The sequence below is a fragment of the Marisediminitalea alba genome, from assembly GCF_002993365.1.
In the GTDB taxonomy this organism is placed as follows: Bacteria; Pseudomonadota; Gammaproteobacteria; order Enterobacterales; family Alteromonadaceae; genus Alteromonas; species Alteromonas alba.
This window is the reverse complement of record NZ_PVNP01000182.1, coordinates 1-24692: the sequence shown is the minus strand read 5'-3', so window position 1 is coordinate 24692 and position 24692 is coordinate 1. Positions and strand designations below refer to the sequence as shown.

27 protein-coding genes are annotated in these 24692 nt (G+C 48.0%); 23 read left to right on the top strand and 4 right to left on the bottom strand.

Features of this window, described 5'->3' with window-relative positions; all coding sequences use genetic code 11:
- Nucleotides 1-12 precede the first annotated feature (12 nt).
- From C6Y40_RS16000 to C6Y40_RS15930, 15 genes are all read left to right on the top strand, one after another.
- Entirely contained in the window at nt 13-807 is a 795-nt protein-coding gene (locus C6Y40_RS16000) for a ParA family protein (protein ID WP_105935469.1), read from the top strand.
- Nucleotides 808-837: 30 nt separating this feature from the next.
- A complete protein-coding gene (locus C6Y40_RS15995) occupies nt 838-1713 on the top strand; it encodes a ParB/RepB/Spo0J family partition protein (protein WP_105935429.1) in 876 nt (291 codons plus the stop codon).
- Nucleotides 1714-1873: 160 nt separating this feature from the next.
- Nucleotides 1874-2251 carry an ATP synthase subunit I gene (locus tag C6Y40_RS15990; RefSeq protein WP_105935428.1) on the top strand — a complete coding sequence of 126 codons (378 nt, stop codon included), beginning with the start codon at nt 1874-1876 and terminating at the stop codon, nt 2249-2251.
- A gap of 112 nt (nt 2252-2363) precedes the next feature.
- Nucleotides 2364-3197, top strand: coding sequence for a F0F1 ATP synthase subunit A (gene atpB, locus C6Y40_RS15985; protein WP_105935427.1), 834 nt, complete (start codon nt 2364-2366; stop codon nt 3195-3197).
- 109 nt (nt 3198-3306) lie between these two features.
- Nucleotides 3307-3528, top strand: a complete 222-nt coding sequence (gene atpE / locus C6Y40_RS15980) for a F0F1 ATP synthase subunit C (protein WP_070177268.1) — start codon at nt 3307-3309, stop codon at nt 3526-3528.
- 49 nt (nt 3529-3577) lie between these two features.
- Nucleotides 3578-4048, top strand: coding sequence for a F0F1 ATP synthase subunit B (gene atpF / locus C6Y40_RS15975; RefSeq protein WP_105935426.1), 471 nt, complete (start codon nt 3578-3580; stop codon nt 4046-4048).
- Between the two features lie 15 nt (nt 4049-4063).
- The gene (atpH, locus tag C6Y40_RS15970; protein ID WP_105935425.1) at nt 4064-4597 is read left to right on the top strand and encodes a F0F1 ATP synthase subunit delta; all 534 of its coding nucleotides are present in this window, start codon (nt 4064-4066) and stop codon (nt 4595-4597) included.
- A 13-nt stretch (nt 4598-4610) separates the two neighbouring features.
- Nucleotides 4611-6152, top strand: a complete 1542-nt coding sequence (gene atpA / locus C6Y40_RS15965; protein WP_105935424.1) for a F0F1 ATP synthase subunit alpha — start codon at nt 4611-4613, stop codon at nt 6150-6152.
- A 56-nt stretch (nt 6153-6208) separates the two neighbouring features.
- On the top strand, nt 6209-7069 hold the full coding sequence (gene atpG / locus C6Y40_RS15960) for a F0F1 ATP synthase subunit gamma (protein WP_105935423.1): 861 nt from the start codon (nt 6209-6211) through the stop codon (nt 7067-7069).
- Between the two features lie 33 nt (nt 7070-7102).
- A complete protein-coding gene (atpD, locus tag C6Y40_RS15955) occupies nt 7103-8485 on the top strand; it encodes a F0F1 ATP synthase subunit beta (RefSeq protein ID WP_105935422.1) in 1383 nt (460 codons plus the stop codon).
- A 79-nt stretch (nt 8486-8564) separates the two neighbouring features.
- Nucleotides 8565-8978, top strand: coding sequence for a F0F1 ATP synthase subunit epsilon (locus C6Y40_RS15950; RefSeq protein ID WP_105935421.1), 414 nt, complete (start codon nt 8565-8567; stop codon nt 8976-8978).
- Between the two features lie 216 nt (nt 8979-9194).
- A complete protein-coding gene (locus C6Y40_RS15945; protein ID WP_105935420.1) occupies nt 9195-9617 on the top strand; it encodes a GFA family protein in 423 nt (140 codons plus the stop codon).
- A complete protein-coding gene (locus tag C6Y40_RS15940; RefSeq protein WP_105935419.1) occupies nt 9614-9967 on the top strand; it encodes a VOC family protein in 354 nt (117 codons plus the stop codon). The genes C6Y40_RS15945 and C6Y40_RS15940 overlap by 4 nt, the downstream gene beginning before the upstream one ends.
- A 96-nt stretch (nt 9968-10063) precedes the next feature.
- On the top strand, nt 10064-11008 hold the full coding sequence (locus C6Y40_RS15935; RefSeq protein WP_105935418.1) for a hypothetical protein: 945 nt from the start codon (nt 10064-10066) through the stop codon (nt 11006-11008).
- 13 nt (nt 11009-11021) lie between these two features.
- Nucleotides 11022-11627: a glutathione S-transferase family protein gene (locus C6Y40_RS15930; protein ID WP_105935417.1), complete on the top strand. Its 606-nt coding sequence runs from the start codon at nt 11022-11024 to the stop codon at nt 11625-11627.
- Between the two features lie 10 nt (nt 11628-11637).
- Here the strand turns inward: C6Y40_RS15930 and C6Y40_RS15925 are convergent, their stop codons facing one another.
- Nucleotides 11638-12219, bottom strand: coding sequence for a tRNA-uridine aminocarboxypropyltransferase (locus C6Y40_RS15925; RefSeq protein ID WP_105935416.1), 582 nt, complete (start codon nt 12217-12219; stop codon nt 11638-11640).
- Between C6Y40_RS15925 and C6Y40_RS15920 the strand changes: the two genes are divergently transcribed.
- The 3 genes from C6Y40_RS15920 (at nt 12218) to C6Y40_RS15910 (ending at nt 14659) form a co-directional block, all read left to right on the top strand.
- A complete protein-coding gene (locus C6Y40_RS15920) occupies nt 12218-12592 on the top strand; it encodes an MGMT family protein (protein ID WP_105935415.1) in 375 nt (124 codons plus the stop codon). The two genes, C6Y40_RS15925 and C6Y40_RS15920, sit on opposite strands and share 2 nt — an antisense overlap.
- A 25-nt stretch (nt 12593-12617) precedes the next feature.
- A complete protein-coding gene (locus tag C6Y40_RS15915) occupies nt 12618-13796 on the top strand; it encodes a cyclic di-GMP phosphodiesterase (RefSeq protein WP_105935414.1) in 1179 nt (392 codons plus the stop codon).
- A 233-nt stretch (nt 13797-14029) separates the two neighbouring features.
- On the top strand, nt 14030-14659 hold the full coding sequence (locus tag C6Y40_RS15910; protein WP_105935468.1) for a YiaD family glycine zipper/OmpA-like lipoprotein: 630 nt from the start codon (nt 14030-14032) through the stop codon (nt 14657-14659).
- Between the two features lie 38 nt (nt 14660-14697).
- Here C6Y40_RS15910 and C6Y40_RS15905 read toward each other — a convergent pair whose 3' ends face one another.
- Complete coding sequence (locus C6Y40_RS15905; protein WP_105935413.1) at nt 14698-15165, bottom strand: nuclear transport factor 2 family protein; 468 nt, start codon at nt 15163-15165, stop codon at nt 14698-14700.
- Between the two features lie 181 nt (nt 15166-15346).
- Between C6Y40_RS15905 and C6Y40_RS15900 the strand changes: the two genes are divergently transcribed.
- The 4 genes from C6Y40_RS15900 (at nt 15347) to C6Y40_RS15885 (ending at nt 19318) form a co-directional block, all read left to right on the top strand.
- Nucleotides 15347-16966, top strand: coding sequence for a methyl-accepting chemotaxis protein (locus C6Y40_RS15900; protein ID WP_105935467.1), 1620 nt, complete (start codon nt 15347-15349; stop codon nt 16964-16966).
- A gap of 105 nt (nt 16967-17071) precedes the next feature.
- Nucleotides 17072-18193, top strand: coding sequence for a porin family protein (locus tag C6Y40_RS15895; protein WP_105935412.1), 1122 nt, complete (start codon nt 17072-17074; stop codon nt 18191-18193).
- A 12-nt stretch (nt 18194-18205) separates the two neighbouring features.
- Nucleotides 18206-18616, top strand: a complete 411-nt coding sequence (locus C6Y40_RS15890; RefSeq protein ID WP_240621983.1) for a phosphate ABC transporter substrate-binding protein — start codon at nt 18206-18208, stop codon at nt 18614-18616.
- A 123-nt stretch (nt 18617-18739) separates the two neighbouring features.
- Nucleotides 18740-19318 carry a YceB family lipoprotein gene (locus C6Y40_RS15885; protein WP_105935411.1) on the top strand — a complete coding sequence of 193 codons (579 nt, stop codon included), beginning with the start codon at nt 18740-18742 and terminating at the stop codon, nt 19316-19318.
- Here C6Y40_RS15885 and C6Y40_RS15880 read toward each other — a convergent pair.
- Together C6Y40_RS15880 and C6Y40_RS15875 are read right to left on the bottom strand one after the other, a co-directional pair.
- Entirely contained in the window at nt 19311-20978 is a 1668-nt protein-coding gene (locus tag C6Y40_RS15880; protein WP_105935410.1) for a methyl-accepting chemotaxis protein, read from the bottom strand. The two genes, C6Y40_RS15885 and C6Y40_RS15880, sit on opposite strands and share 8 nt — an antisense overlap.
- Nucleotides 20979-21192: 214 nt before the next feature.
- On the bottom strand, nt 21193-23862 hold the full coding sequence (locus C6Y40_RS15875) for a TonB-dependent receptor (protein ID WP_105935409.1): 2670 nt from the start codon (nt 23860-23862) through the stop codon (nt 21193-21195).
- Nucleotides 23863-24312: 450 nt separating this feature from the next.
- Here C6Y40_RS15875 and C6Y40_RS15870 point away from each other — a divergent pair.
- Nucleotides 24313-24692: GNAT family N-acetyltransferase (locus C6Y40_RS15870; protein WP_105934098.1), on the top strand; the 380-nt coding region annotated here is incomplete at its 3' end.

Sequence of the window (24692 nt, the reverse complement as noted above, 5' to 3'; positions counted from 1 at the left end):
TTGGGATCAAACGTGGCTAAAGTAATTGCAATCGCAAATCAAAAGGGCGGTGTGGGTAAAACCACTACGGCAGTAAACGTATCTGCGTCAATGGCTGCCACAAAACGCAAAGTGTTACTGATTGACCTGGATCCACAGGGTAACGCTACCATGGGGAGCGGCGTGGATAAGTACGAGGTTGATGCAACCAGCTACGAAATGCTGATTGAAGACAAGCCGGTTGACGAAGTCATCGTTAAAAGTACCTCGGGTAAATACGATTTAATTGCCGCCAATGGCGACGTTACCGCGGCCGAAATTAAACTCATGGAACAGTTTGCCCGCGAAGTGCGTTTGCGCAATGCCCTGCAGTCGGTTCGCGATTACTACGATTTCATTTTTATCGACTGCCCGCCGTCGCTGAACCTGCTTACGGTTAACGCGCTGGCAGCCGCTGATTCAATTTTAGTGCCCATGCAGTGCGAATATTATGCACTGGAGGGACTCACGGCGTTGATGGACACGATTCAGAAACTGGCTTCGGTGGTTAATCCGGAATTAAAAATAGAAGGTGTGCTGCGGACCATGTATGATCCGCGTAATCGCCTGGCCAATGATGTGTCTGAACAACTCAAACGGCATTTTGGCGAGCAGGTATACCGTACCGTGATCCCTCGCAATGTACGTCTTGCTGAAGCCCCAAGTTTTGGCGCGCCAGCCATGTATTACGATAAATCATCGACTGGCGCCAAAGCCTACCTGGCGCTGGCCGGAGAAATTTTGCGACGCCGGGATAAAACGTCAGAAATGCCTGCCAAGGCTAGTTAAGAAAAAGAACATTCAGGCATTGAGGATATTATGTCAGCAAAAAGAAGAGGATTAGGACGCGGGCTGGATGCATTGCTAGCTACCAGTCAGTCAGCCTCACGCAGCGAAGATGGCGAAGCCGTAACTTCACAAAACAGTGAATTGAGAAAACTGCCTATCGAATTTTTGCAGCCTGGCAAATATCAACCCCGTAAAGATATGTCGCTGGAGGCGCTGGAAGAACTGGCCTCCTCTATCCGATCGCAAGGTGTTATCCAGCCAATCGTTGTGCGGTTAGTAAGTACTGACAAATATGAAATTATTGCCGGTGAACGCCGGTGGCGTGCCGCGCAGCTGGCGCAACTGGATGTAGTTCCCTGCCTGATTAAGGACGTTCCCGACGAAGCCGCCGTGGCCATTGCGCTGATCGAAAACATTCAGCGTGAAGACCTCAATGCCATGGAAGAAGCCCAGGCACTGGACCGCTTAATGAACGAGTTTGAATTAACTCACCAGGAAGTGGCCGAGGCGGTAGGTAAGTCACGTACGACCATTACCAATCTGTTACGCCTCAATAATCTTAACGACGATGTAAAGTTACTGGTTGAACACGGTGATATAGAAATGGGTCACGCCCGTGCTTTACTGGCGCTGGAAGGTGAATCTCAGTCTGATGCCGCGCAAATTGTTTCTGGCAAGGCGCTCACCGTTCGTGATACCGAAAAACTGGTGCGTAAAATTCTTGAACCTGCAGAACCCAAACCCCCCAAAGAAATCGACCCGGATGTGAAAAGTCTGGTGAATAAGTTGTCGGATAACCTGGGTGCTAAAGTGTCGATTGACCATAACGCGAAAGGGAAAGGTAAGCTGGTGATAAACTTTAATGATTTAGACCAGCTCGACGGTATTTTGTCGCGGATAAAATAGCCTTTTTAAGGCGATTTTTGCGGCTAACTCGTCTGACCTTCTGTTATAGACTCAGAAAATTTTCACAATAACATACAAAAAATCCATAACGGTTGAATTCTACCGCTAAAACAGTATACTTCTGTCGCTTTTTGTTGGGTTTCACAACCAGAGAATACATGTGACAAAAAACTTGGCCGACAAAGGAAAATCAGTGGCCAAAAAAGCGGCGCTTTTTCAGACTATATGTGCGCTGATTTTCATTCTCATAACAGGGTTGTTGAGTACCGTTGATAAAGCCTTAGCTTTTGCAGCGGGGACTATCATCAGTATCTTACCCAATCAGATTTTCGCATTGTTTGCGTTCAGATATGCCGGGGCGAGTCAGTTAAGACTGGTCACGAAAAGTTTCAGCCAGGGCTCAAAGTTAAAACTGGCTGCAACAGTAATTTTGTTTGCTATTGCGTTTGCAGGTTTAAAGTTAGAACCGCTGCCGGTATTTGCCGGATTTGCAATAGCAACGGTCAGCTACTGGCTGGCGTTGTTTCGTCAACGATAGTACTAACAATAAAAAATAAACGTATCGCCCTTAGTCGTAAATAAACTAAGGCGAAGGTCGTAGAGACGAAACCAGTAAAGCATTTTAAACTTTAATTTTTTTAGGTTGAACAATGGCATCTGAATACACTACCTCAGAATATATCAAGCACCACTTGACCAATGCCTCCATGTGCAGCACCGAAAACGGCATCGCGTTTAACGCGCAATGTGCCGATGCTGGATTTTGGACCTGGCATATCGATACGCTGGCATGGTCTATTGGTTTAGGTTTACTGTTTTTGTTTTTATTCCGCTCGGCGGCCAAAAAAGCAACCACAGGCGTTCCTACCAAATGGCAGGCATTCGTGGAATTAGTTATCGAGTTCGTCGATGACAACGTAAAGAGTACTTTCCACGGTAAGAGTGATCTGATTGCGCCGTTAGCACTGACCATCTTCGTATGGGTGTTGCTGATGAACCTGATGGATTTAGTACCGGTAGACGTCATTCCAATGATTTCCGGCCTGATTGGCGAAACCTTCTTTGGTGTGGATGCCCATCACGTATACAACAAAGCAGTACCTACCACAGACCTTAACCTGACCTTCGCGTTAGCCCTGGGTGTGTTTGTACTGATTATCTTCTACTCGATTAAAATTAAAGGTGTAGGCGGTTTCATCAAGGAACTGACCATGCAGCCATTTAATCACCCGGCGTCTATTCCAGTTAACTTTATTCTGGAAACCGTTACCCTGCTGGCACGTCCGCTGTCACTTGCGCTACGTTTGTTCGGTAACCTGTACGCCAGTGAGCTTATCTTCATCCTGATCGCAACTATCGGCTACTTCCAGCTGCCGTTGCACTTTGCCTGGGCCGTGTTCCACATCCTGGTTCTGCCTCTGCAAGCCTTCATTTTCATGATGCTGACCATCGTTTACCTGAGTCTGGCGAGCGAAGATCACTAGAAACTAACAAGCGGTTGTCGCGAGTAACCTGGAAGTTCGCGGCAACCACATTGAAACGTGTTTTAACTTTAACTTTTAACTTTAACTTTAAATATAATCGGAGACGTACATGTTATACATCGCTGTTGCACTACTGATCGGTATGGGTGCCCTTGGGACTGCTATTGGTTTTGGTCTGCTGGGTGGTAAATTCCTTGAATCTGCTGCACGCCAACCAGAGCTGGCACCTCAACTGCAAGTTAAGATGTTTGTTGTAGCGGGCCTTATCGATGCGATCGCAATGATCGGTGTTGGTATCGCTTTATACCTCTTGTTCGCTGTTGGTGCTTAATTTTTATTAACTCAAGTCTATTAGCGAACATTTATGAGGAGGAGCGGTTGTGAATATTAACGCCACTCTAATTGGTCAATTAATCGCATTCGTCGTTTTTGTGTGGTTCTGCAAAAGCTACGTATGGCCACCATTAATGGCTGCGATTGAAGAGCGTCAGAAGAAGATAGCCGATGGCTTAGCGGCTTCTGATCGCGCTGAGAAAGACCTGGAGCTTGCTCAGGCGAAAGTCTCTGAGCAACTTAAAGAAGCGAAAGCACAAGCAGCTGAAATTATCGAGCAGGCTAAGAAGCGTGGAAATCAACTTGTTGATGAAGAAACGCAGCGCGGCCATGCTGAGCGTGAAAAAATTATCTCGCAAGGTTATGCCGAAATTGAAGCTGAACGCAATCGTGCCAAAGAGGAACTGCGTAAGCAGGTAGCAGCATTAGCTATTGCCGGCGCACAGCAGATCCTTGAACGTGAAATCGACGCCAGCGCGCAAAGCGACATTGTTGAAAAACTTGTCGCCGAGCTTTGAGATAGGAGATGAGCCATGTCTGAATTGACAACCGTAGCTCGTCCCTATGCGAAAGCCGCTTTCGATTTTGCTGTTGAGCAAAGTGCCATTGCCAAATGGCAGGAAATGCTGAGTTTTGCCGCTGAGGTTTCGAAAAACGAAACGATTCATCAGTTATCGACTGGTGCGATGGCGGCAGACAAACTGGCAGACCTGTACATTAATGTCTGTGGTGACTCGCTCGATGAACATGGTCAGAACTTAGTAAAAGTACTGGCTGAGAATAAACGTTTAACTGCGTTGCCTGAGATTTCTGCTTTGTTTGATTTACTTAAAGCAGATTATGAAAAAGAAGTAGAAGTATCTGTTACCTCTGCAGCTGAGCTTACCGAAGCACAGCAATCTGAACTCAGCACATCGTTAGAAAAACGTTTGGCACGTAAAGTGAAGCTTATTTGTAACGTGGATCCTGCCCTGCTAGCCGGCTTAGTTGTTAAAGCTGGTGATACAGTCATCGATGGTTCCGTGAAATCTAAATTGAACCGTCTCGCAGACGCGTTGCAAGCATAACGGGGATAAGAGCATGCAACTTAATTCCACTGAAATTGCCGAACTGATCAAGAAAAGAATTGAACAGTTTGATGTAACCAGTGAAGCACGCAATGAAGGTACTATCGTCGCAGTAACCGACGGTATCATCCGCATTCACGGCCTGGCCGATGTTATGCAGGGTGAAATGATTGAGCTTCCTGGTGGTCGTTACGCGATTGCACTAAACCTTGAACGAGATTCAGTTGGTGCAGTTGTTATGGGTCCTTACTCGGACCTGCAAGAAGGACAAAAAGTCCAGTCTACTGGTCGTATCCTTGAAGTACCGGTTGGTCGTTCACTGTTAGGTCGTGTTGTAAACACCCTGGGTGAAGCAATCGACGGTAAAGGTGCTATCGAAACTGATACTTTCGAGCCAGTTGAAAAAATCGCACCGGGCGTAATCGAGCGTCAGTCAGTTGATCAACCAGTACAAACTGGTTACAAGTCTGTTGACTCTATGATTCCAATCGGTCGTGGTCAGCGTGAGTTAATCATCGGTGACCGTCAGACTGGTAAAACAGCGATGGCAATCGATGCCATCATCAACCAGAAAGGTACTGGCGTTAAATGTGTATACGTAGCGGTTGGTCAGAAAGCCTCTACTATCGCTAACGTGGTACGTAAACTGGAAGAACACGGCGCACTGGCTCACACCATCGTTGTTGCCGCGTCTGCTTCTGAGTCTGCTGCCCTGCAATACCTGGCGCCATACTCTGGTTGTACTATGGGTGAATACTTCCGTGACCGCGGTGAAGACGCCCTTATCGTATATGATGATTTGTCTAAGCAAGCTGTTGCTTACCGTCAAATTTCACTGCTGCTGAAACGTCCTCCTGGTCGTGAAGCATACCCAGGTGACGTATTCTATCTTCACTCACGCTTACTTGAGCGTGCTGCACGTGTTAACGAGCAGTATGTTGAGCGTTTCACTAACGGCGAAGTTAAAGGCCAGACTGGTTCATTAACGGCACTGCCAATTATCGAAACGCAAGCGGGTGACGTATCTGCATTCGTACCAACTAACGTAATCTCGATTACTGACGGTCAGATCTTCTTAGAAACTGACCTGTTCAACGCAGGTATCCGTCCGGCGGTTAACGCTGGTATCTCGGTATCTCGTGTTGGTGGTGCTGCGCAGACTAAAATCGTTAAGAAGCTGGGCGGTGGTATCCGTTTAGCCCTGGCTCAGTATCGCGAACTGGCGGCATTCTCGCAGTTTGCATCTGACCTTGACGAAGCGACTCGTGCCCAGCTTGAGCACGGTGAGCGCGTTACCGAACTAATGAAACAGAAACAGTACACTCCACTGTCAGTGGCGGATACTGGTGTTTCCCTGTTTGCGGTAGAAAAAGGTTATCTGAAAGACGTGGAACTGAACAAGATCCTCGATTTCGAAGCGGCCTTACATTCATTCATGAACAGCGAATACGCTGATCTGATGAAGACTATCAATGAAACAGGTAACTACAACGATGACATTGAGTCTCAGTTGAATGACGCTTTAACTAAATTTAAAGCGACACAAACTTGGTAATCAATGGCTGGTGGTGCAAACCACCAGCACAACGTTGAGTAATCGGAGAGATAGTCATGGCCAGCGGTAAAGAGATAAAAGGTAAGATTGGGAGTATCAAGAATACTCAGAAGATTACCAGTGCGATGGAAATGGTGGCTGCGTCTAAAATGAAAAAGGCGCAGGAACGTATGTCTCATGGACGTCCATACGCACAAAGCATGCTTAAAGTGATTGGTCACATTGCTAACGGTAACCTTGAATATCGTCATCCTTATCTGGAAGAGCGTGAAGTCAAGCGCGTTGGTTATATCGTTATTTCTACGGATCGTGGCTTGTGTGGTGGCTTGAACACCAACGAGTTCAAATTAGTATCGCAACAGGTTAAAGAGTGGCGTGCTAAGGACGTAGAGGTCGATTTTGCTGCGCTGGGTTCAAAAGCCTGTGCATTCTTCAACCGGTCCGGCGGCAACGTACTTGCTGCAGAGTCTGGTTTAGGGGATGCGCCTACGGTAAGCGATATTGTGGGTGTTGTTCGCGTAATGCTTAAAGCATTCGACGAAGGTAAGCTGGATAAAGTATTCCTGGTTTACAATGACTTCGTGAACACAATGACACAGCAGCCTGTGAGCAATCAGTTACTGCCTTTGCCAAAGTCAGAAGACGAAACGTTAAAACATCGCTGGGATTACATTTACGAGCCGGATCCAAAACCTATTTTGGAAGCATTAATGGTTCGTTACATTGAATCTCAGGTATATCAGGGCGTAGTTGAAAATGCCGCGTCGGAGCAAGCTGCCAGAATGGTTGCAATGAAAGCCGCAACCGATAACGCAGGCAACCTGATCGATGATCTTCAATTGGTATACAACAAAGCGCGTCAGGCCGCAATCACACAAGAAATCAGTGAGATTGTTGGCGGTGCCGCAGCGGTGTAGGCAAAGGTTTATAAAAGTTAATGAGGACAAATTATGAGTCAAGGTAAGGTCGTCCAAGTCATTGGCGCCGTTGTGGACATTGAGTTTCCACAGGATGCGGTTCCAAAGGTATATGACGCGCTTAAAGTTACCGAAGGTGACTTGTCTGGGTTAACCCTGGAAGTGCAACAACAATTAGGTGGCGGTGTCGTTCGTGGTATCGCTCTGGGTTCTACTGACGGTCTGCGTCGTGGTCTGGTAGTTGAAAACTCTGGTGCGCCAATTAACGTACCAGTAGGTGTTAAAACGCTGGGTCGTATCATGGACGTACTGGGTAACCCAATCGACGAAGCAGGCCCAATTGGTGAAGAAGAGCGTATGTCTATTCACCGTGCAGCGCCTAGCTACGAAGAACAATCAAGCGCGGTTGAACTGCTTGAAACCGGTATCAAGGTAATCGACCTGGTTTGCCCATTCGCTAAGGGTGGTAAAGTTGGTCTGTTCGGTGGTGCGGGTGTAGGTAAAACCGTAAACATGATGGAACTTATCCGTAACATCGCTATCGAGCACAGCGGCTACTCAGTATTCGCCGGTGTTGGTGAGCGTACTCGTGAGGGTAACGACTTCTATCACGAAATGAACGATTCAAACGTTCTGGACAAAGTATCACTGGTATACGGTCAGATGAATGAACCACCAGGTAACCGTTTACGTGTTGCTCTGACGGGTCTGACGATGGCAGAGAAGTTCCGTGACGAAGGTCGCGACGTACTGTTCTTCGTAGATAACATCTACCGTTATACACTGGCCGGTACCGAGGTATCAGCACTGTTAGGCCGTATGCCTTCAGCGGTAGGTTATCAGCCTACACTGGCTGAAGAGATGGGTGTTCTGCAGGAGCGTATCGCCTCTACCAAGACTGGTTCAATCACGTCTATCCAGGCGGTATACGTACCAGCCGATGACTTGACTGACCCGTCACCAGCTACCACCTTTGCTCACTTGGATGCAACGGTAGTACTGTCGCGTGATATCGCGTCTTTAGGTATCTACCCTGCGGTAGACCCACTGGATTCAACTTCACGTCAGCTGGATCCACTGGTAATCGGTCAGGAACACTACGAAGTAGCTCGTGGCGTTCAAACCGTTCTGCAGCGTTATAAAGAGCTGAAAGACATCATTGCGATTCTGGGTATGGACGAACTGTCTGACGAAGACAAACTGGTTGTAACACGCGCTCGTAAAATTCAGCGTTTCCTGTCTCAGCCATTCTTCGTAGCAGAAGTATTCACTGGTTCTCCAGGTAAATACGTTTCTCTGAAAGATACCATCAGTGGATTTAAAGGCATCCTGGCCGGTGATTATGATGATCTGCCAGAGCAAGCCTTCTACATGGTTGGTTCTATCGACGAAGCGCTGGAAAAAGCCAAAAAATAAGCCTGTTTGAAACCGACCGGCTCTGCTAAGCAGCCGGTCTTATTCAGGCAAGGCTTTACGTACCTATCAGGAGGTTATTATGGCAATGACAGTTCATCTGGATGTAGTAAGCGCAGAGAAGTCTATCTTTTCTGGTCTCGTTGAAACAATGCAGGTGACAGGAAGCGAAGGTGAACTGGGTATCTACCCTGGCCACGCGCCTCTGATCACTGCAATTAAGCCTGGCATGGTGCGTTTGGTTAAACAGCACGGTGAAGAAGAAGTTATTTATGTTGCTGGTGGTGTACTTGAAGTACAACCTGGCAGTGTAACTGTTCTGGCCGATACGGCAGTAAGAGCAGAAGACTTGGATGAACAAGCTGCTGAAGAAGCTAAACGACGTGCCGAAGAGCACATCGCCAATCCAGGTGCTGATTTTGATTACGCCGAAGCTGCATTAGAGCTAGCCGAAGCAATTGCCCAGTTACGATTGATTCAAAAACTGCGCAAGTAAATCGTTATAAGCATTATCTAAAAGCCCGGGCATTGTCCGGGTTTTTTTATACCTGGAATAAATGTAAAACCTGAATTGAAATAATAACTGTATAAGTATACAGTTGGCAGTGTATTTTAAGATTATTCAAAGGTTGTCATCATGGCAAAAGCCAGGTGTTGAGTGGTGTTGAATAACGTACCGAGAGTAAAACTCATTCAACAAGGAGATGATTAAATGAGTAACCCCGAGCCATTAACCACCCGTTGCCTGTGCGGCGACACCAGCTTAACCGTTGTACCTAAGTCTATGGAAATAGGCGCTTGTCATTGTAATACCTGCCGAAAGTGGTCGGGAGGCCCTTTTTTAGCCATCGAGTCTGAGCAGGTTAGCCTAACTGGCAACAATGTTGGCCATTACGATTCCTCAGAGTGGGCTGAGCGGGTTTTCTGCCAGCAATGCGGCACTCACCTCTTTTATAAACTAAAAGACGGTCACGCCCACTATGTGCCCGTTGGGTTGTTTGCCCAGCAGCAGGACATGGTGCTGTCTCATCAGATTTTTATCGACAGTAAACCGCACTATTATCACTTTGCCGAGCAAACCACCAATATGACTGGCGCAGAAGTCTTTGCAGCGGCTACCGGAGAGAAACCATGAGCAAAGACACCCTGATTAATTACGTGGAACTGCCCTGCCGGGATTTGCCCGCTACTAAAGCATTCTTTGCGGCGGTATTTAACTGGACCTTCACTGATTACGGCCCGGCTTATGTGGAGTTTCATGACAAAGGCATCGTAGGCGGGTTGTATCAGTCGGAACTTGCTTCCGTCACTGCTAATGGTGCGGCATTACTGGTATTTTACAGCCCGGACTTAGCCACAACTCAGCAGCGTATAGAGGCTAATGGCGGCACTATTATAAAACCGATATTCGATTTTCCCGGTGGCAGACGCTTTCATTTTACCGAGCCGAGCGGTAACGAGTTTGCAGTGTGGAGCGATAAGTAAACGCTTTCATAAAAGCTACCATCACAGTGCTGCATAAGGTAATGTATTGCGTCGCATTGACTTTGCAACGCAATACATTATTTAGTTAGAAGGCAGATGAAAAATAACAAAAACGCAGTGCTGCATGTCTGGATGTTGCCGCTTCTGTTTGTCTTAGCCTGTTTTACTTTATGTTACCTGACCGGGTCGTTGGATTACCGCAGCATAACAGACGAACGCTCCCAGCGTGATTTCAACGCGGCGCTGGGTATGCCGCTGATCATCGGTTATTTATGGCTGGCATTACGGATATTGCACCGACGGTCCGGTAAACGGATTGCCGATTTTCTGGTTCAGACCAATCAACTGTCGCAATACCGCCAGCACATGAAAACGTTGGAAAAAAAGCTGATACGCCATGTTATTCTAGCTGCAACGCTGTCTATCGCAATTACCCTGGTGTATCTGATCAGCGAAGATCTTCTGGCCTTTAATCAGCCATTCTCAGTACTGCTGCTTAATGTTATCGCCGTGCCTTTCTGGTTTTTCCTGTTTTTGTTCCTTATCCAATCAGCGTCATTCACGCATTATCTTTATAAGCGCTTGGTGCTGACGAATATCCACCAGCACTTTTGCTACTGCAAGCCCATTTGTGACCTGGGTGTCAGCAATGTGATATTTTCGCTGTTTATGTTGCTGTTGATACCTGTATTCTGGATTGGTAAATCGGTGCCGCTCATAGATGGTTTAATTCTGTCAGCGACGACGGCATTTATGATCGTTCTGCTGTTTCTACCAGTATTCAAAACAGTTTTTCTGATGCGTAGGCATCGCAACCAGAGTATTCAGCAAATAGAAGGGCAGCTTGCCAGTCTGATTATGAACGGCAAAGATAATCCCGGAGCGTTTTCGGGAGAAAAGCTGTATAAACTTAATCAGCAACTTGAAGCCTTAAGACAACATCGTTGCTGGCCAAAAGATGGGCCCGTAAATACCAAAGTATTTATTATGTCGACCGGTCTACCTTGCTGTTTTTTGGTGCTTATGTGGTGGTTAATTTAGGGAAGTTAGTAAAATGAAAGTGTACGGTGACAGCCGCTCGGGCAACTGTTACAAAATCCAGTTGCTGTTAGGGTTATTAGGTAAGCAGTGCGAATGGAAAGAAGTAGATATCTTAAACGGTGAAACGCAAACCGATGCGTTTAAACAGCTTAATCCGGTCGGCAAGATCCCATTACTCGAACTCAGTGATGGCCGATGCCTGAGCGAGTCAAATGCTATTCTGAATTATCTGGCCGCCGGTAGCGCATTTATCCCCTCCACCGAATTTGAACTGGCTAAAATGCTACAGTGGCAGTTCTTTGAACAATATACGCATGAGCCTGCCATTGCGGTAGCGCGCTTTATAAACATATACCTTGGTCTTCCTGCTGAGCGCCAGCAAGAATATGAGCTAAAGCAACAGGCCGGCCATAGAGCCTTAGCGGTAATGGAGCAGCAGCTAATGCAAACGGTTTTCCTGATTGGCGATGAAATGACCCTGGCTGATATATCGCTGTACGCCTATACCCATGTGTCTCATGAGGCCGGTATCATGCTTAACGAGTATCCGGCTATCCGCCGTTGGTTGTCGATGGTGGAAGAACACCGCGGCTATATGCCAATGCAGAAGAAAGATTGATTGATCGGCATTAATACCGCCGCGGGAGAAAACGCTGCCATTGGCTGGTAAAGGTATTGAGCAAACTTAGCAGTGGTGCCGGGTCGAGCTGTTCGACAGACTCCAGGGTATAGGCCACGGCCTCTAACGTCGAAAAGCTATAGTCCAGGTCTGAATTTCGAATTGAATACTGACCTCTCTGGTGCAGTGGTAATTTATAAAACGGATAGCGGTTTAACCAGGCATTGCTCTGCCAGATACCGAAGGCCTGCTTCCAACTGGCATCAATAAAGATCGCCCGTTTGATACGAGCAGAAGCATTTTCAGCTCCGGTTAGTAACTCGGTACTATGTTCAGCAGGATAAAACACCGCAGTTGGTGCCGGATTAGCCGCCAGGTACTGCTCAAGCTCAGTAAAATCGCCCGCCAGTTTGCCTGTCACAACGGTGATGTTTGACAGTGCCAGGCTAAGCAGTCTGACCGTATTCTTAGCGTGTACTGACTCTTTAGGATGTTGCATGATGATTACTTCGGTATAATTGGTAATTGGGTGCACTGCATGGCAAAGGCAGGTTTGAACCGGGTAACTACATTTAGGGCATCTTTTGCGCATGACTATAAAAGCGTCGACTGGTAGAGATTACGGTAAGCTTACCCCAGCGGAGCGAATTTGGCACACGGTAGGTCTTATTCCTGAGGGGTGTGTGGCGTCGTACGGTAAAATAGCTGATTTGGCAGGACTACCAGGGCGTGCCCGCTATGTGGGGTATTGTTTGCGCAATGTACCCGCCTCACTTACACTACCCTGGCACCGCGTATTACGCAGTAATGGCCAGATTGCTTTTCGGGCAGGTACGTCACAAGCTGATACTCAATGTGAGCTATTGGCAGAGGAGCAGGTTCTGGTGCAGAATAATCGGGTAAATCTCAAGCTGTATGGCTGGGAGCCGGGGCTGGATGTGCTACTGCATCAATTAGCATTTTAATGTCTTCTCTCTGAGCAAGGTTTTTATGGCATCGTTAACAATTGGAATTGAACAGCTGGAAGTCGGCATGTACGTGCTGCAGATTGCTGAACAAAAAGCCGGTACGGTGCAGATTAAAACCCGCGGCCGGGTAACCAGTCAGGCTATTATTGACCAGTTAAAACGCAAAGGCATCAAGCGGTTAATTATTGATACCGACCTGTCCTCCCACACCGCAAAACCAAAAGCAAGCGAACAAAAGCAACCTGAGCTGGATACCCGAGTGCCGCTTGCCGCGGAACTGGTTAAGGCGGAAAGCTTGTATCAGCAGGGAATTGTCCTGCAGAAGAGCCTGTATGATGCCGTCCAGGAAGGCACCCCCTTTGACGACTTTGTGCCGGCAGAATTTGCCCGGGCGCTGGTGGGCTCGCTGGATAGAAACCCGGATGCGTTGTTATTACTTTCCCGGATCCGCGAGAAAGACACCTACTTACTCGAACACTCCCTGAACGTTGGCATTTTATCGGCTCATTTTGCCCGTTCCCTGGGAATGTCTCAGCCGGAGATCGAAGCGGCAGCCTACAGCGGGCTGCTTCACGATCTGGGCAAAATCAAAATCCCTGATGAAATTCTGCATAAACCCGGTCGGTTAACAGAAGATGAAATGGACGTGATGAAAAAACACGTTGAGTATGGGGTTGAGTTCTTGTCTGCCATGAAAATAGATACCGGCCTGATAAAAGTGGTCAGTGAGCACCACGAGCGACTCGACGGCCAGGGATACCCCAATCGTCTGAGTGGCGAGGATATTTCTTACAACGGTCGTATACTGGCCATCACAGACATGTACGATGCACTAACGGCCGATCGCTGTTACAAAGCCGGAATGCCGAGTCAGAAAGCCCTGCAGATCCTGATGAAAGACAGTGAAACCAAGTTGGATGCCACCTTATTGCAGCAATTTATTAAATGCATGGGCATCTATCCACTGGGGTCACTGGTTGAGTTATCCAATCAACGGGTGGCGATGGTTATGCATCAAAATGAGCAGCAGCCTCTGCGACCGGTAGTTAAAACTTTCTATTCCATTAGCGGCGGGCACTACATAACGCCCAAAGACATCGATCTCAGTAAAGATTTACAAATCAATATTGTAAAGGCTGTCACCCCGGCGCAATACAATATTGATATTAATCGCTTCTTTAAAGAGTCAATCATGGTGTAAAAACCGGTGTTGCAATTTAGAAACAGCCGAATGTGTAAACATTGCAATTATTGCATTGAGCAGGCGCTGAAATGACTGCCGTATTACCTCTTCTCCATTCGTTTTTAAACCTCTGCAACTCCCTGATATCAATACCTGAGCGGCGGATTCATCTGACGTTCATTAATCCAAAGCTATTGTTGGAACAGGATTTGCTCCCGTCACATTGTATGCGTAAGTTATCTGAGGAAATTATGAAAAAGCTATTTTTAGTGTGTGCCGTTTCTGCTGCTATTTCTTTAACCGGTTGTGCTAACAGCAACAACACCCAACGAGGAGCCGCTATTGGTGCGGTGGCTGGTGCACTATTAGGTAAAGCCACCGGCGATAACGATAAAAGCCGTTACGCCTGGGGCGCGGTAGTAGGTGCCATTGCGGGCGGTGCTATTGGTAACTACATGGATAAACAGGAAGAAGCGCTGCGCGAAGAACTCGCAGACACCGGTGTGGACGTAGTGCGTGAAGGTGATACCTTACATCTGATTATGCCCGGCGATATTACTTTTGCGACCAATTCATCGGCTATCAGTCCAAACTTCAACCCGGTGCTGGAAGACGTGGCCCTGGTACTGAACGAATACGAAAAAACCGTGCTGATGATCAAGGGGCATACCGATGATACCGGTGCCGAAGAGTATAACCAGGTGCTTTCTGAGCGCCGTGCTAACGCGGTGAAAAATCTGCTGATGTCATACAGTGTAAACGCCCAGCGGATCACCACCGTGGGCATGGGCGAGTATCAGCCTAAAGTGCCAAATACCTCTGCCGAGAATCGTCAGCAGAACCGCCGTGTTGAACTGTCTATCCAGCCTATTACCAACTAGACACGCATAATCTGACCCGCCTTACCAGCGGGTCTTGCTTAGTGCATCCCGTTATAAGCTTTGATCTGATCGGCCACGCTGTCGGCAATGTCATTGGGAATTGGGATGGTTAAGTGATACTGAGTAACTTTCCAGCCTGCCTCGGTTTTAACCAGTACGCCAGTCCCCCGGGTCAATCCCAGTGAAGCATTATCCAGCAGTTCATCAAACCAGGCGACATCTTTGTTGGGCGAAAAGTAAATATGACGCTCCCTGGATTTATACGTCCAGCCAGACCCCCGATCAAAAACCGGTTTCGCATAGTTCTTAAATTCTTCCAGCGTCCAGGTTTCAGACGCATCGGTACCAATAAATATGGCTTCCTCATCATACTGCGCAAAATAACTGGCATAGTTTGCTTGCGCAGCAAACTTATGTAAGTTACTGATTACATTATCAACAACTTCTTTCTCTGTGGCTAAAGCTGAATGGCATAGAAGCCCTATTAAACAAATTAACCAACGCATAATGTCTCCCTTGTTGTGGTTTTGCTCCCGATGATGACCTCTTTGAGCACATAAGACGCTGTTTTCAATATAAACGTCGTGCTGTTTACTTGCAAATAAGGGGGCGTCGACTACTTTCATGATATAGGCGCGGCGATTTTGGCCGTCTTGTTGTATTCAATTCTCTGGAGCTATGGCGTTGATGAACTTACTTTTGAGGCTGACTGTCGGGCAAAAAATTCTCCTTATCCCGATCATTGGTACCCTCAGTTTTGCAATTTTTGTGATTATCAACAGTGTTGTTTCTGCACAAAATGCCAGCGAGCTTGAGACCGCCCAAAACATTGACTTTCCTGCGCTGCAATTAAGTACCTCAGCGTTAACTAACATGGAAAAGGTCCGCGACATACTTGCTTCATCGGTGACCACTGGTGACACAGAGGGTGTGGATACAGCCAGGCAGAAAGCGGACGTGGTGAGAGCCGATCTGACCTCCATAAGCCGGATTGCACCGGAATTATCCGGCGACATTAATACGATTCTTAATACCTTTAATGCCTACAGCGACATGGCTTTATCGCTGACCAGTTCCATTCTGGACAACACTGCGGACTTTGCCACCCTCGGTGACCAGCTCGAAACCATGAATAGCCGCTACGACGAGGCGATAAATCAGCTCAATGGATTTAAAAGTAGCCGGCAGCAAACTTTTGAAAAGGCTTTTGAGCAATACAACAGTGCTCAGGATTTCCTGTTTTGGCTGGGGCTTCTGATGGGGGTGTTAACCACCCTGGTATTATTTGGTACGGCCATCCCGGTTACCAAAACCATTACCGGTAATTTAACCCGGGTGGTTAAATCTTTGCGTGACATCGCTGAGGAAGACGGCGATCTGACCATTCGTATTCAGACTAACGCGCAGGATGAAGTGGGCGATTTGGTGAAATACTTCAACCGCTTTATGGAAAAACTCCAGCGCGTGGTAAAAGACATTGTTGATACCACCCTGCCCCTGTCTGATCTTGCTCAAAACCTGAATCAGCTAACCGATACAACTAATCAGAATATTAGTCAGCAACAGGGCGCTGCCGTCCATGCTAAGCAGGCTGTTGATAACATGAATCACTCGGTGATTGCGGTGGCCGAGAGTGCCGCAGAAGCTGCCAGGGCCGCAGATGAGGCTTCATCTGCCTCTAGCAACGGTCAACAAGTGGTCAACAGTACGGTCACCAATATTCAGGCTTTAGCTCAGAATGTGGAAGAAACAGCTGAAGTAATCAGAAAGCTCGAAAATGACTCTAATCAGGTGGGTGTGGTGCTCGATGTTATCAAAGGCATTGCCGAGCAAACCAACTTACTGGCACTCAATGCAGCCATCGAAGCCGCCCGGGCCGGTGAGCAGGGCCGCGGCTTTGCTGTGGTGGCCGATGAAGTGCGCACTCTGGCCTCAAGAACTCAACAATCAACAGAACAAATTCAACAAACTATCGAACGTTTACAAACCGCTGCCCATCAGGCTGTTTCCGTGATGTCCAGCGGTACGTCTCAGGCTGAGGGGAGTGTTGCGGAAGCTAATAAAGCCGGTGACAGCCTGGTTGTTATTGCCGAAACGATCAACCGAATCAGCGCCATGAATGGCCAGATTGCCAGTTCGACGGATGATCAGCAGGCGGTTGCACGGCAAATCGTTGGGTTTGTGGACGAGATATATGCCCGCACGGATGAAACCTCGCAGAATTCCGATCGACTTGCTTCTGCAAGCACCGAACTGGCTGGTCTGGCCAAGAATCTGGAAAATATCGCCCGCCAGTTCAGGGTCTGACATTCATCACGTAACAGTTTGATTTAAAAGCCCGGGGATAACGGGACTTGATAAATTGGTCTGCCATCGTGAGATGGCTGGTTATTCATTTACCTGGAAAATACTATGAAAAAACAACTGATAGCTGTAGCCGTTTCACTTCTTGGTGTAACGCACAGCGCGAATGCCGAAATTAATTTCAGTGGATTTGGTAGTGTTGTCGGCGGAATAGCGACTGACGATGAGGTAACAGTTCGTGGCTACACCGACGACATTGAATTTAAGCAAGGCTCATTTTTTGCCCTTCAGGCTTATTCGGATCTCACTGACGGATTAACTGCAACGGTTCAGGTCAGAGCGCGAGGAAGTGATGACTGGGAGCCTGAATTCACCTGGGCTTACCTGTCTTATGAGCTTGACTCGAATTGGCGTATTCAGGCCGGAAGGCAGCGTATTCCGCTCTACCTGTACTCCGATTATCTGGATGTGTCTTATGCTTATCACTGGATTTCACCGCCTTCTGAAGTCTACAAAGCCCCTTTTGACTCTATCGATGGTATCGCCTCAATCCATAATTTCACTGTTGGTGATGCGAATCTGGACTTGCGGTTGTATTACGGTCAGGAGGACTTTGAAGCCGGCGCTAACTCCTATGAGATCAATAACATTATCAGTGCAGTGGCGAGCGTAAATTATGGCTGGTGGACATTTCGCAGCAGCTATACCCAATTTGAGATCACCGGTGAACTTGGCCTTGGACCGCTGGTTGATGCCTGGTCCGCCACCCCTTTCCCGCAGGTAGGTAGTGATCTTGATGTCAATGAGGATGATTACAGTGGTCTTGAGGTCGGCGTGATTTTTGATAATCAGGACTGGCTTTTTGTGGCTGAGTATATTCCGTCATCACTGGATAACGGTTTGATCGGCGATTACACGCCATGGATGGTCTCAGTGGGTAAACGGTTTGGTTCTGCACAGATTCACGCAACCGTTGGCGAGGATAAGGTGGAAGCTTATGACGAAAGCTTTAAGCAGGTACCTCTCGGCGCGAGTGCCGAGCTCGATGCCCTGATAGGTGCAACTCAGACTGTAATCGACAACAATACTTACACCCGGCCTTTTTATTCCGTTGGCGTAAGGTGGGATTTTCATCCATCTGTTGCTCTCAAAGTTGAATACACCAATGTGGATTTTGAAGGTGCGGGTAATCAGGGTGTAATCCAGACTGCTTTAGTCACAGTCTTTTAAGGAGTCGTGGTGATGAAACAACGATTAATGCTTAATAAATTAACACTGGTACTGGTAACCGCCATGATGACAATATCGACCAGCGTGGTTGCTGATGTTGCTGTGGTGGTTAATTCCTCAAGCGCTGAGATGCCAGACCAAAGTAAAGTGGCGCAGATTTTCCTGGGTAAAGACAAATCGCTCACCCCTTTTATGCAAAAAGGGGCTGTGGCGGAAGAGTTTATAGACAAAGTGCTATCGCGAAACGCGTCGCAATATAAAGCTTACTGGGCCAAACTTGCATTTACTGGTGGTGGCCGGCCGCCAAAAGAGCTGGGCAGCGATGCTGAGGTACTCAGTACGGTGAGTGGCTCAGCCGATGCCATTGGTTTTGTCGATGCGGCAGCGGTTAATGATTCGGTAAAGGTGTTATTTACCCTGTAGTCCGGTGAATTGACATATAGAAGGAAAAGGCCCACCAGCGTGTGGGCCTTAAACCATAAAAAGCGCTTTGTTTAGTTGTTTTGGTGTAGGATTAACCGGGTTGAAACTCATCCGGTACCCTGCATGTTATTAAGAAGCTTTATTCTTGCTATGCTGCTTGGCCTTATCTGCGCCTGTAGCACTCTTTCTTCCATTGCCTCCTATACAGTCACTGAGCATGACATTGAGCAAGGTTTGTTAGAGCACCTCGACCAGCTAAGCCAGAAAACCTCAGTAGCGGGCATACCAGTTATGCTTAGTGTGTCATCGCTGGAGGTGATAGTAGGGCAGGATAATCGTTCAGTGGTTGCGCTGCGGGCAGACGCCATTGCCAGTGTGTCAGTGTTTGGGTTGCGTTACCCGGCTAAGGTCAAACTGGGGCTGGAAGGTGAGCCGTATTACAACCAGCAGGAAAAAGCCCTGTATGTGCGCTCGCTGACACTGACCCGCAGTGAGATAGATGCGGCGGGTTTTAAGGGTAACCTGACTCCGCTGGCAGACCGTTATATGGGGTTATTTAACAGTTACCTGGCTACGCATCCGGTTTATCAGATTGATACGACAAAAGGTGGTCTGGCATGGCTTGGTAATGTGCCGTTAAACATGGAGATCGTGCCTGGCAAAATCACCTTTTTGCCGCAATTTAACCAAGCAACTAAATAACAAACTGTGCCATGAGGTGGCGCAATGACTGCATCTGGCCGGCCAGCTTATCAGCCGTCTGCTGACTCACCTCAGAACGTTCTACAATGTCTTGAAGCGTAGTAACCAGATCTCGAACGTGATGTTGCAACTGATCGCCCAAAGCTACCTGACTCTCTGTTTCAGCTGCAGTTGAATCACTCATCGCGTTAATGGTTGCCAGTGCGGTATTCACCTGGCTAAGTGCTTGTTGTGATTGTTGGGTTACCTGACTGGCCTGAACACTTTTGGCGCTGCTTACAGTCATGGTTTCTACCGCATTAGCTGCCGATTGCTCAAGGCGAGTGATGGTGTGACTTATTACTTCGGTGCTGCCCTGGGTGCGTTGTGCCAGTTCGCGTACTTCGTCGGCTACCACCGCAAAGCCCCTGCCCTGTTCGCCGGCGCGGGCCGCTTCAATCGCCGCATTTAAGGCCAGCAGGTTGGTTTGGTCGGCAATCCCATTAATCACCGCCAGTACTTTACCTATTTCCACTACGTCTTTTTGTAGCGTGGCGATTTGCTCGGCAGATATGGAAATTTCAGACTCAAGGCCACTCATCACCTGTACGGTTTCATCGATAGAGCGATTGGCTTCATCACAGTGGCTTTTCACCTGGCTCGCCGCATTAGCGGTTTGCGTAGCATTGGTTGCAATTTCTCTGGCTGAGACCACCAAATCGCCAACAAAGCCCGATACCGTGTGGCTGCTTTGCTGGCCTTTACGCAGTTGTGCACCGGCGTGTTTGGTATCGCTGCTGATGGCAGTGGTCGACTGATACGCGGATTCGCTCTGTGACGCTACCTGGCTGATTAACTGATGGATGCGTGAAGCAAAGCCGTTAAAGTTACGCGCCAGCCCGCTGACTTCGTCGTTACCACCGTCGTTAACACGCTGAGTCAGATCGCCATCGCCCTGCGTGAGTTCGTGAAATGAATTACTCAACGATAGCAGACGCTGCAGGATCCCTCGGGAAATTAAAAACGACGTGCCAACCGCAATCAGTAAAATCACTACCGTAATCACCAGAGTCAGAATGAAAGTGTCCTGACGAGCTTCGCTGGCTTCTTCCCTTAAGGTACTGATGTAATTATCGATATCATCAATGTAAAAACCGGCACCAATGACCAGATCCCAGGCCGGAATGTAGCGAACATAGGACAGTTTGGGCAGCGGTGTACTCTCGCCCAGACGCGGGAAATAATAAACGTAATAGCCACCATTGGTTTGTTTACCGGTGGCGACCAGGTCGCGCACAATGTACTGAGATTTTTTATCCTGAAGATCCCAGAAGTTCTCTCCCAGGCCGTTGTCACTGCTACCCAGCAGGTGTCGTATGCCCTGACTGTCGTAGCCAAAAAAGTAGCCGTTGTCGCCAAATTGCTGTTGGCGCAAACGAGCCAGCCCCTCTGCACGGTTGGCGGGATCTGTCGTTAGGTCGCTTACCGATGAGAGGGCCAGGTCGATGTAGTGCCTGAGTTCCTGGTGTTTAACTTCCAGTAGTTGCTCGCGGGTTTCTTGCAGTTGCGATTCAACCAGTGATTCCGCTTCATAGTTATTTAAAAAGAGTAGAAAAATACTAAGAAACAGGACCGGTAGAATTGCTAACGCGCGGAGTTTATTTTTTATGGTTAACTGCATAGCAACTACTTCTTGTTATTTTTTAAATGGTCTTGTGGACGTGCGCCATTTTGTGTCAGTCAACCGGATTTTTAAGCGCTGAGCCACAATACTTTCGTACTATGACAGCCCAAGCCGCTGTTTTTTGAATTGAAGAGGCGGAATTTTCCGTGCTATTAAAAAAGAAAACCCCGCGTCAGCGGGGTTTTAAAGGGGGGATTGCAAAGCGAACTGACTACATTCTGTAGCGAATACCCAATGCAAATGTACGGTCGCGGATATAGGTATCACGCGGGTACAAACGGGCATCTTCAGATGAGTCACCACCAAAATAGTCGTTTGCCACATCGTCAGTAAGGTTGGTACCGTCGAAGCTGACTGTCAGGTTCTCGTTTACGTCGTAGTTAATTGAGAAGTCCAGAGAGCTGATTGGATCGTGAACCACTGAACTACCTGGCTGGTCGCCTACTTCGTTAAAGCTACCATACCATTCACTACGCCAGTTGTAGGCTAAGCGAACGTTCAGACCTTCACGCTCATACATCAAAATGGCGTTGTAAGACTCATCAGACACGTTTGGTAATGGTTCCATCACACCTTCCGCATTCTCTGCCTCGTGGTCCATGAAGGTAGCATTTAACTGAACACCCAAACCGTCCAGTACTGCTGGCAGGTTTTCAAAGAACTGAGTATAGGCAAGTTCAACCCCTTCCAGTGAACCGGCGCCGGAGTTAACCGGGCGGGTAATAGAGAAGTCACGGCCATCAACGATTTCTTCGTTGGCTACGTACTTCACATAACCGTCGATATCACGGTAGAACAAGGTACCGGTTAACGAGCTGGCTTCTCCAAAGTACCATTCTGCTGCTAAATCGTAGTTTTGTGACTCAACCGCGCTCAGCTCGGGGTTACCGCCGTTACCGTAACCAATTGAACCGGTTTCGGTAGGCAGGAAGTAAGACGCGCTTGGATTCAGGTCGGCAAAGTTAGGGCGCTTAATGGTTTTACCATAAGCCGCACGCAGGAAGACTTCATCGGTAACCTGTAAACGCAGGTTCACCGCTGGCAGTACTTCGGTAGCGCTCGTATCAACCGTAATCGGCTCTACTACACCGTCGGTAATGCTATTACCGTTCAGCTCAGATTCAAGACGCACTACACGGAAACCCGCCTGGCCATCAAGCAGCATATCGCCAAACTCATTGCTGAAGTTAGCCTGCGCGTAGATGGCGTAGTTTTTCTCGGTGTTATCGTAATAACGTGCTGGCAGGAAGTCTGGCTCGGCACGCGAGTAACCCATGGCTTCACGGATGTCGGCACGGTTGCTCAACAGGTAGCCTGCATTTGGCGTTAACCACTGGGTATTGTTGAGGTTAGTTACGTCACTCATGTAACCGCTGGGTGAGTAGTCCTCCAGGCCCGGGAATTCGGTTAATGGAATATCGCGGCCAGAGATATTACCACGGCCCGCGGTATCGGCTTCCTGGTTGAAAGCAGAGCGGTTATTAACCCGCACGCCTACGTCTACAGAGTGGATCCAGGAGTCCAGCGCAATGTTGGCATCGAGCGTCCAGTCGATAGCATCACCTTCCTGGTGACCACGTGAATCGAAGTTGGTCCACAGGTAATATTGGCTAAGGTCGGTCATGTCATAAGGCTGACCGTCGCTGTTAAGGATCTGAACGTCGGAGATACCTGCGCCGTTCTTGTCGAAGTCATAGATAATAGTGTCAGCAAAGAACGCTAAATCCAGAATAAAGCCACGGTTATTCGCTTCGGTATCGGTGTAAGCCAGGTCTGATTCAACGGTAACATTATCGAAGTACCATTTACCGCCCAGGGCAAACTGGTAGGTGTCAGATTCGTTGAAGAACGACTGGTTACTGGTGATAGTGCCTGGTGCATCCGGACGAACTACGGACTGCGCAACGTTAGAGCCTTCTTTATATGACTCTACGTAGCCCTGGCCCCAGCCACCCCAGCTTGGCAGCGGTACCCAGAAGTTCAACTGGCTGTTTTGCTCGTAATTAACACCGAACACGTCCAGGTAATATGAACTGTTGCTATTTGGCTCCCACTGGAAGCTGGCATTGAATGAATCACGCGTACGGTCGCCGTAGCGGAAGTAGCCACCAATCACGTTTGGCGCCATTGCCGGCGCGCCGGCTACATTAAGCGGCGCAGAATTCGGGTTGTTCACCACGCTGTCTGGCAGGATAAACGGCGCAGTAACAAAGTTTACCTGGTCCTGGAAGTCGCGGTCCTGGTGAGAAACGCTGAGCATAGCACCAAAGCGGCCGTTGCTGTTTTCCCAGTTATTATTAATGGTAATACTACCTACCGGGTTCCATGATTCAGCTTCATCGCTGTATTCATAGCGCAGGTTACCCGCGGCTGAAAAGCCATCGTCGAAATCAAACGGACGACGTAACTGAATGTCGATACTACCGGCGATACCGCCTTCGATATCTGCCGCGCTGATGGATTTTTTCACATCAACGGAGTAAACCAGGTCAGCCGGAATATCGGCCAGTGAAATAGAGCGACCTGTGGTTGTGAAGATATTACGGCCGCTCATGGTAGTAACGACATCGGGTAATCCACGAATCAATACCTGGGCAACTTCGCCGTTTGTACGTGCTACCTGAATACCGGTTACCCGTTGCAGTGCTGCGGCTACGCTGTTATCCGGTAACTTACCGATATCCTGAGCAACAATAAGGTCAGAAATGTTCGAAGCGTTCATTTTCATGTTTTGCGCGGAATTAAGGCTGGCCTTTACCCCACGTACATCAATAACTTCAACCTCGTCCTCGCTGGGCATGCTGTCGGTGTCCTGGGCATACAGAGGCTGTGCGGAAAGTGCGAATAAAACGGCGCTGGCAAGTTGAGCACGTTTAAACATGTATTATCTCCAAATATATGTGAATGCGCAGTTCACAGGTATGTCGTCCAATTGTGAAAATCCTGGCGCGTTGTAAGGTATCGACTTCAATCAGGTCGAAATCTAAATTCTTTATCATTGTTATTCTTGGGGTGTTGATACTATTGTATGATAATACTACAGTCAACATACCATTAACGAATTATTCCCGGGGTATGGTTGGCTTTAAATGGCGAAAAAGAGTATAAATTTATATAAAACAGCACCTTGTGATTAGGTGGTTGTTTATTGATCTTAATTAATAAATTACGAATTATTAATAAGTTTAGTTTTCCTACCGTTTAAATGTTAAATAATTGTGTGGTTTTTCCTGTTGAAACAGTGCGGATTAATCGCTTTATTCATCGTAACGCATTGCAATGACCCGGGGGATCGGCAATCATCTCTGCCAGCATTATCGCGGAGGTCTTTATGCTTAACTGGTGCTTGTTACCCTTCTCTGGGCTCACTACCGACCAGCTCTACGAATTACTCAAATTACGCACCGACGTATTTGTTGTGGAACAAAACTGCCCCTACCCGGAACTCGACGACAAAGACCGTATCAATGGGGTTTATCACCTGTTGGGTACCAGTAATAGCGAGCTGGTGGCTTACGCCAGACTATTACCGCCCGGCGTCAGCTTTCCGCAGGTGAGTATTGGCCGGGTCGCTGTCGCGGGGCACACCAGAGGTAAAAAGTACGGGCACCAACTCATCGGTAAAGCGTTAGAAGAATGTCAGCGGCTATGGCCGGATACGGACATTCAGATCGGTGCACAGGTCTATCTTGAAAAGGTTTATCAGCAGTT